The following is a 9,515-nucleotide window of genomic DNA, read 5'->3' as shown; positions in this document are numbered from 1 at the left end:
GTCGAGGTGGCGGCTGCCGATCCGGCTGTGGTGACCGTGACGGGGAGTCTGCGTCGTGGTGAGGGTGGTCTGGGTCGGTTCCACCGGGCGTTGGCGGAGGTCTACGCCGGTGGTACGCCGGTCGACTGGCGGCCCGCGTTCGCCGGCCGGCCCGGCCGTCTGGTCGACCTGCCCACCTACCCGTTCCAACGACAGCACTACTGGCCGCAGCCGGCCGCCGCGCCCGCCCCGGCCGCCGGACTCGCCGGCCCCACCGTCGAGGACGAGGTCGACGCCCGGTTCTGGGCCGCCGTCGAGGCGGAGGACCTGACCGCCCTCACCGCCGAACTCGCCGACGCCACCGACGCCGACGCCGTGCCCGAGGCGGCCTTCGCCGACGTGCTGCCCGTACTCGCCGCCTGGCGGCGCCGGCACCGCGACCAAGCCGCCGTCGACTCCTGGCGGTACCGAGACGCCTGGCTGCCCGTCGCCGACGACGGCGAGCCCGCCGTCACCGGCACGTGGTGGCTCGTCACCGGCCCCGACGACACCGCCGCCGACCAGGCCGCGTTCTGCCAGGACGCCCTCGAACGGCGCGGCGCCACCGTCGTACCCGTCGAGCTGGACGCCGAGCGGACCGACCGCGTGGCCCTCGCGGCCCGGGCCCGCGACCTCGCCGCGGCCGGACCCGTCGCCGGGATCGTCTCCCTGCTCGCGCTCGACGAGACGCCGGCCCCCGCGCACCCGTCGGTGCCCGTCGGCTTCGCCGGCACGGTCACGCTGACGCAGGCCCTCGGCGACGCCGGCGTCCGCGCGCCGCTGTGGTGCCTCACCCGGGGTGCCGTCTCCACCGACCCCGGCGACCCGCTGCCGCACCCCGTGCAGCAGCTCGCCTGGGGCTTCGGCCGGGTCGCCGCCCTCGAACACCCCGACCGCTGGGGCGGCCTGCTCGACCTGCCCGACGAACTGGACGACGCCGCCGGCCGGCGGCTCGTCCGCGTCCTCGCCGGCACCGACGGGGAGGACCAGGTGGCGCTTCGGGCCGTCGGCGCGTTCGCCCGCCGGCTGCTGCGCGCCCCGCTGGGCGACGCCCCGGCCACCCGCACCTGGCGGCCCACCGGCACCGCCCTCGTCACCGGCGGGACCGGCGCCCTCGGCGGGCACATGGCCCGCTGGCTCGCCGCCAACGGCGCCCCCCACCTGGTGCTGCTCAGCCGCCGCGGCCGGCAGGCCGAGGGGATCGCCGAGCTGGAGGCCGAGCTGGTCGGGCTCGGCGCCCAGGTCACCGTGGCCGCCTGCGACGCCGCCGACCGGTCGGCCCTCGCCGCCGTCATCGACGGCCTGCCGGCCGAGCACCCGCTGACCACCGTCGTGCACACCGCCGCCGTGCTCGACGACTCGGTGATCAGCTCGCTCACCCTCGACCAGGTCGACTACGCGCTGAGCGCCAAGGTCACCGCCGCGTTCAACCTGCACGAGCTGACCCGCGACCGGGACCTCGACGCGTTCATCCTGTTCTCCGCCATGGCCGGCACCGTCGGCAGCTCCGGCGTGGGCAACTACGCCCCCGGCAACGCCGTCCTCAACGCGCTCGCCGAGCACCGGCGCGGCCTCGGCCTGCCCGCCACCTCGATCGCGTGGGGCGCGTGGGGCGGCGGCGGCATGGCCGAGGGCGAGTTCGGCAGGATGCTGCACCGCCACGGCGCCCCCGAGATGCACCCGAGGCTCGCCGTCGCCGCGCTGCACCAGGCCGTCGAGCACGACGAGACGTTCCTGACCATCTCCAACATCGCCTGGGACCGGTTCTACGTCGCGTTCACCGCGACCCGGCCCGGGCCGCTGATCGCCGAGATCCCCGAGGCGCAGGCGCTCGCGGCCACCAAGGGCCTCGCCGAGGCCGGGGAGGCCGACGACGACAACCCCGGCGCGTCCCTCGCCCGGATGGGCGCCGCCGAGCGCCAGCAGGCGCTGCTCGACCTGGTCCGCGAGCAGGCGGCCACCGTCCTCAAGTACGCCGGCGGCGAGGCCGTCGACCCGCACCACGCGTTCCGGGACCTCGGCTTCGACTCGGTGACCGCCGTCGAGCTGCGCAACCGGCTCGCCACCGTCACCGGGCTGCGGCTGCCGGTGACCCTCGTCTTCGACTACCCGACCCCGACGGTGCTCGCCCGGCACCTGCACGAGGAGTTGGGCGGCGGGGCCGAGGCGGCCGTCGTCGCCGCACCCGTGGCCCTCGCGGACGACGAGCCCGTCGCCATCGTCGCCATGTCGTGCCGGTTCCCCGGGGGCGCCAACGACCCCGAACGGTTCTGGCAGATGCTGCACGCCGGCCGGGACGCCGTCTCCGACCTGCCCGGCGACCGGGGCTGGGACATCGACCGGCTGTACGACCCCGACCCCTATTCCAACGGCACCTCCTACGTCCGCAGCGGCGCCTTCCTGTACGACGGGGCGGACTTCGACCCGGGTTTCTTCGGGATCAGCCCGCGTGAGGCGCTGGCGATGGACCCGCAGCAGCGGTTGCTGCTGGAGACGTCGTGGGAGGCGATCGAGCGGGCAGGGGTTGTTCCAGGGGTGTTGCGGGGTTCGCGAACAGGGGTGTTCGTGGGCACGAATGGTCAGGACTATGGGGCCCTGTTGTTGTCGGCCGGGGACGAGGCGGAGGGGTTCGGCGCGACGGGGAACGCCGCGAGTGTCTTGTCGGGTCGGGTGGCGTACGCGTTGGGGTTGGAGGGGCCTGCGGTGTCGGTGGACACGGCGTGTTCGTCGTCCCTCGTCGCGTTGCACCTGGCGGTGCAGGCGCTGCGTCGGGGTGAGTGTGACCTTGCCCTGGCCGGCGGTGTGACGGTGATGGCGACGCCGGGCCTGTTCGTGGAGTTCTCGCGGCAGCGCGGGTTGGCGGCCGACGGACGGTGCAAGGCGTTCGCGGCGGCGGCCGACGGCACCGGCTGGGGCGAGGGCGCCGGCGTCCTGCTGGTGGAGCGGTTGTCGGACGCCCGGCGGTTGGGGCATCCGGTGCTGGCGGTGGTGCGGGGCAGCGCGGTGAACCAGGACGGGGCGTCGAACGGGCTCACCGCGCCGAACGGCCCGTCCCAGCAGCGGGTGATCCGGGAGGCCCTGGCCTCGGCGGGCCTCGCCGCCTCCGACGTGGACGTGGTCGAGGCGCACGGCACCGGCACGACGCTCGGGGACCCGATCGAGGCGCAGGCGCTGCTGGCGACGTACGGGCAGGACCGGGACGTGCCGCTGCTGCTGGGATCGGTCAAGTCGAACATCGGGCACACCCAGGCCGCCGCCGGCGTCGCGGGCGTCATCAAGATGGTCCTCGCCCTGCAGGAGGGCGTCGTCCCGGCCACGCTGCACGTCGACGCCCCGTCGCCGCACATCGACTGGACGGCGGGCGCGGTGGAGCTGGCGACGGAGGCGCGGCCCTGGCCGGAGACGGGGCGGGTGCGGCGGGCGGCGGTGTCGTCGTTCGGGATCTCGGGCACGAACTCGCACGTCATCATCGAGCAGGCGGACGAGACCGAGCCGCCCCTGGACGCCGCCCCGGGGCTGGTCGACTCCGACGTGGTGGTGTGGCCGGTGTCGGCGCGGTCGAAGGCGGCCCTGGCGGGTCAGGCGGCGCGGCTGGCGCGGCACGTCCGCGAGCGCGGCGGGCTCGACCCGGCGGCGGCGGGCTGGTCCCTGGCGACGATCCGGTCGACGTTCGACCACCGGGCCGCCGTCGTCGCGGCGAGCGTCGAGGAACTGCTTACCGGGCTCGACGCGCTGGCATCCGGCTCCCCGGCGGGCAGCCTGGTGACGGGCACGGCGTCGGGTCACGGCGCGGGTCCGGTGTTCGTGTTCCCCGGTCAGGGGGCGCAGTCGGCGCGGATGGCGGCGGGTCTGGTGGGGCGGACGCCGGTGTTCGACGCCAGGCTCGCGGAGTGCCAGCGGGCGCTGGCTGCCTACCTCGACGTGGATCTCGTCTCGGTGTTGACGGGTGAGGACGAGTCGTGGCTGGACCGGGTCGAGGTCGTGCAGCCGGTGCTGTGGGCGGTGGGTGTCGCTCTGGCGGCGGTGTGGCGGCACGTGGGTGTGGTGCCGCAGGCGGTGGTCGGTCACTCGCAGGGTGAGATCGGTGCGGCGTGTGTCGCCGGGATTCTGTCGTTGGAGGACGCCGCCAGGACGGTGGCGTTGCGGTCGCGGGCCCTGGCGGTGCTGCGGGGGACGGGGACGATGGCGTCGGTGGACCTGTCCGCCGAGGCGGTTGCCGCCCGACTCGACGTCTTCCCCGGTGTGGGGATCGCCGCGGTGAACGGTCCGTCGACGGTGGTGGTGTCGGGGCCGCCGCGGCCGGTGGCCGATCTGGTGGAGGCGTGTCAGGCCGAGGGTGTGCGGGCGCGGTTGATTCCGGTGGACTACGCGTCGCATTCGCCATCTGTGCAGGAGGTCGCCGAGCGGTTGCGTGCCGACCTGTCCGACATCGCCCCGCAGGCCGGTCACACCCGTCTGGTGTCGACGTTGACCGGCGACTGGGTGCAGCCGGAGAGCATGACGGCGGACTACTGGTACGAGAACCTGCGGCGGACGGTCCAGTTCGACGCGGCCGTGCGGGTCGCGGTCGCGGCGGGGCACAGCACGTTCGTGGAGATCTCCCCGCACCCGGTGTTGACGATGCCGGTGACGGCGATCCTGGACGACACCGGCACGGCCGGGTACACGCTGGGCAGCCTGCGTCGGGGCGACGACGACCCGACCCGCCTGCTGACCAACCTGGCCACCGCGCACGCGATCGGCCTGCCCGTCGACCTGACGAAGGTCCTGGCGAAGACGCCGACCGTCGACCTGCCCACGTACGCCTTCGACCGCACCCGGTTCTGGCCGAACAGGGCGGAGGAGCAGGGCGACGCACCCAGCGGAGTCGACTCCGCGTTCTGGGCGGCCGTCGAACGGGAGGACCTGGCCGCGCTCGCGGAACTCACCGCGCAGAGCGCCACCGAGTCCCTCGAACGGCTGGGCGCCGCCCTGCCGGTGCTCGCCTCCTGGCGACGCCAGCAGCGGGACCGGTACACCCTCGACGACCTGCGCTACCGCAGCGTCTGGCAGCCGTACAACGGCACGCCCGTCAGCTTCCTCCCCGGCGCCTGGTGGGTCGTCGCCGACGAGCACCGCGCGGACGAGGGCGAGGCCGCCGTGGCCGAGCTGGGCCGCCGGGGCGCCGACGCCCGGCTGGTGCTGCTGCCGGAAAAGCTGACCGAGCGGGCGGCCGTCGCCGAGCACCTGGCCGCCGCCACCCGTACCGGCGACGGTGAACGCGCGCCGGTGGACGGCGTGCTGTCGCTGCTCGCCCTCGCCGACGGCCCGGTCGACGACACCCAGCCGGTGCCGCCCTTCCTGGCCCGATCCCTGGCCCTGGTGCAGGCCCTCGGCGACCTCGACGTGGCCGCCCCGCTCTGGTGCGTCACCCGGGGCGCCGCCGGCACCGCGCGGGACGCGACGCCGGCCCGGCCGGAGCAGTCGCTGCTCTGGGGCCTCGGCCGGGTCGCCGCCCTCGAACACCCCGAACGCTGGGGCGGGCTGGTCGATGTGCCGGCCACCCTGGACGACCACGGCTGGGACCTGCTCTGCGCCGCGCTGGCCGGCCTCGACGGCGAGGACCAGCTCGCCATCGACGGCGCCACGGTCCTGGTCAACCGGCTGGTGCGGGCGCCCGGCGGCGACACCGTCCCCGACGAGCCCGACCACCCCGGCACGACGCTGGTCACCGGCGGCACCGGTGCCCTCGGCGCGGAGGTGGCCCGCTGGCTGGCCGCCCGGGGCGCCGAGCACCTGCTGCTGGTCAGCCGTCGGGGCGCCGACGCCCCCGGCGTGGCCGACCTCGTCCGGGAGTTGACCGCCGCCGGCACGCGGGTGACCGTCGCGGCCTGCGACGTGGCCGACCGGGCGGCGCTGGCGAAGCTGCTCGACGAGGTGCCCGCCGACGCGCCCCTGACCGGGGTGGTGCACGCCGCCGGGGTCCTCGACGACGGCGTCCTCGACGGCCTCACCGCGGACCGGCTCGCCACCGCACTGCGGCCCAAGGTGCTCGGCGCGCTGCACCTGCACGAGCTGACCGCCGACCGGCCGCTGCGCGCGTTCGTGCTGTTCTCCGCGATGGCCGGCCAGCTCGGCGCCGCCGGGCAGGGCAGCTACGCCGCCGCGAACGCGTACCTCGACGCGCTCGCCGAGCAGCGGCACCGGCAGGGCCTCCCGGCCACCTCGGTCGCCTGGGGCCCCTGGGCGGCCGGCGGGATGGCCGCCACCGACCAGGCCGTGGAGGAACGCCGCCGCCGCAGCGGCGTCGCCCGCCTCGACACCGCGACGGCGTTCGCCGCGCTCGCCCGGTGCGTGGCGCGACGGGAGCCGGCGACGCTGGTGGCCGGCATCGACTGGGCGCGGTACGTGCCGGGGTTCGTCGCCGTGCGGCCCAGCCCGCTGCTGACGGGCGTCGCCGAGGCGCAGCGGGCCGCCGCCGAGCGGGCCGACGACGCCGGGGCGTCGGCGGAGTCCCTCGCCGCCCTGCTCGCCGGGCAGACCGACGCCGAGCGACGCAAGACCCTCCTCGAACTGGTACGCGGCCAGGCCGCCGCCGTGCTCGGGCACGCCTCGGCGGACGCCGTCGAACCGGACCGGGCGTTCCGGGAGCTCGGCTTCGACTCGCTCACCGCGGTCGAGCTGCGCAACCGGCTGACGGCGGCGACCGGCGTACGGCTGCCCGCCACGGTCGTCTTCGACTACCCGACCGCCGCCGGCCTCGCCGAGTACGTCCGGGCGGCGATCGTGGACGGCGGCGTGGTCGGCGTCGCACCGGTCTTCGGGGAACTGGACAGGTTGGAAGCGGCGCTGGCCGGCTCGGTGCCGGACCGCAGCGCCCGGATTCGGATCACGGAGCGGCTGCGGGCGCTGCTGGCCTCCCTCAACGAGGCCGACGCCCCGGCGGGCGGCGGGGACACCGTCGCCGAGAAGCTCCAGGACGCCACGCCGGACGAGGTCTTCGACTTCATCGACCGTGAGCTGGGGGTGTCCTGACGTGATCGCTGCTGCGTGCACGGCTCAACACAAGGAGAGCGCGGTCCATGGCTGACGAGGCGAAGCTTCTCGACTACCTCAAGCGGGTCACCGCCGACCTGCACCAGGTGCGGCAGCGCCTGCGCGAGGTGGAGGCCGGCGAGCAGGAACCGGTCGCCATCGTCTCCATGAGCTGCCGCTTCCCGGGCGGGGTGCGGTCGCCGGAGGACCTGTGGAACGTGGTCGCGTCCGGGCAGGACGTGATCTCCGACTTCCCGGAGGACCGCGGCTGGGACCTCGCGTCGCTGTACGACGCCGACCAGGAGCAGGGCGGGCTCGGCACCTCGTACACGGCGCAGGGCGGCTTCGTCCACGACCTGGCCGACTTCGACCCGGGCTTCTTCGCGATCTCCCCCCGCGAGGCCCTGGCCATGGACCCGCAGCAGCGGTGGCTGCTGGAGACCTCCTGGGAGGTCCTGGAGCGGGCCGGCATCGATCCGCACTCGCTGAAGGGCAGCCGCACCGGCGTCTTCGCCGGCAGCACCGGCCAGGACTACGGCAGCGTGCTGATGGGTGCCGCGCAGGGCCTCGAGGGGCACCTGATGACCGGCAACGCCGGCAGCGTCGTCTCCGGCCGGATCGCCTACACGTTCGGCCTGGAGGGCCCGGCGGTCACCATCGACACCGCCTGCTCGTCCTCCCTGGTCGCCCTGCACCTCGCCGCCCAGGCGCTGCGCCAGCAGGAGTGCACCCTGGCCATCGTCGCCGGGGTCACCGCCATGTGCACCCCGGCCGCGTTCGTCGAGTTCTCCCGCCAGCGCGGTCTCGCCGCCGACGGCCGGTGCAAGGCGTTCGCCGCCGCTGCCGACGGTACCGGTTGGTCCGAGGGCGTCGGCGTGCTGCTGCTGGAGCGGCTGTCCGACGCCCAGCGCAACGGCCACCCGATCCTCGCCGTCGTGCGGGGCAGCGCGGTCAACCAGGACGGCGCGTCCAACGGCCTCAGCGCCCCGAACGGGCCCTCGCAGCAGCGCGTCATCCAGCAGGCCCTCGCCAACGCCGGCCTCGCCGCCGGCGGCGTGGACGTGGTCGAGGCGCACGGCACCGGCACCCGGCTCGGCGACCCGATCGAGGCGCAGGCGCTGCTCGCCACGTACGGGCAGGACCGGGGGGCGGGCTCCGCCCCGCTGCTGCTCGGCTCGGTCAAGTCGAACATCGGGCACGCCCAGGCGGCTGCCGGCGTCGCCGGTGTGATCAAGATGGTGATGGCGATGCGGCACGGCGTCGTGCCGCCCACCCTGCACGTCGACGAGCCGACCCCACAGGTCGACTGGGCCGCCGGCGCCGTCGAGCTGGTCACCGAGGCGACGCCGTGGCCGGCGGTGGACCGCCCCCGCCGGGCGGCGGTGTCGTCGTTCGGCGTGTCCGGCACCAACGCCCACACCATCCTGGAGCAGGCCCCCGCCCCCGTCGAGGCCGACGCCGCCCCGGCGGTGGAGCGCCCCGTCGTGCCGGTGACGGTGTCGGCCCGCGACGCCGCCGCGCTCGCCGCCCAGGCGGGCAACTGGGCCACCCGGATCGCCGCCGACGAGGCCCTGCGCCCCCTCGACTTCGCGTACTCGTCGGTGGCCTCCCGGTCCGCCCTGGACCACCGGGCCGTCATCGCCGCCGCGGGCCGGGACGACCTGCTGGCCGGGTTGCGCGCCCTGGCGGCCGGGGAGCCGTCCGGCGCGGTGGTCGCCGGCCAGGCCGGGGACCGGGGCTCGCTCGCGGTGCTGTTCTCCGGTCAGGGCGCGCAGCGCGCCGGCATGGGTCGGGAGCTGTACGCGGCGTTCCCGGTCTTCGCGTCCACACTGGACGAGGTGTGCGGGCACCTGGACCCGCTGCTGCCGCAGCCGCTGAAGACCGTGCTCTTCGCGGAGGCGGGCTCCGCCGAGGCGGAACTGCTGGACCAGACGGTGTTCACCCAGGCCGGGCTGTTCGCCGTCGAGGTGGCCCTGTTCCGGCTCGTCGAGTCGTTCGGGGTGGTGCCGGACTTCGTCGGTGGCCACTCGATCGGGGAGATCACCGCCGCGCACGTCGCCGGGGTGCTGTCCCTGAGCGACGCGTGCGCGCTGGTCGCGGCGCGGGGCCGGCTGATGCAGGCTCTGCCGGCCGGTGGCGGGATGCTGGCCGTCAACGCGTCGGAGGCCGACGTGCTGTCCACCCTGGACGGGCTGACCGACCGGGTCGGGATCGCCGCCGTCAACGGGCCGGTCTCCGTCGTCGTCTCCGGCGCGGTCGACGCCCTCGACGAGGTGGAGCAGACCTGGAAGGACCGGGGTGTGCGCACCCGTCGGCTGACCGTCAGCCACGCGTTCCACAGCCCGCTGATGGAGCCGATGCTCGCCGAGTTCCGCACGGTCCTCGACGGGCTGACCTTCGCCGAGCCGGCGCTGCCGGTCGTGTCGAACGTGACGGGCGCGCTCGCCGACGGCGACGAGCTCCGGACGGTCGACTACTGGGTG

The 9,515-nt window shown here is 75.5% G+C and carries 2 protein-coding genes; both read left to right on the top strand.

Annotated features, from left to right (window positions below):
* Positions 1-7,032 (top strand): type I polyketide synthase (locus ACGF5G_RS35360; RefSeq protein WP_393271216.1); only part of this gene is annotated, 7,032 nt, incomplete at its 5' end.
* A 47-nt stretch (positions 7,033-7,079) separates the two neighbouring features.
* The coding region (locus ACGF5G_RS35355; protein WP_393271214.1) for a type I polyketide synthase at positions 7,080-9,515 on the top strand (2,436 nt) is incomplete at its 3' end.

The organism is Micromonospora sp. NPDC047730, assembly GCF_043204765.1.
Lineage (GTDB): Bacteria > Actinomycetota > Actinomycetes > Mycobacteriales > Micromonosporaceae > Micromonospora.
Note: the sequence above shows the minus strand (reverse complement) of the source record. Positions and strands in the feature narration are given on the sequence as shown.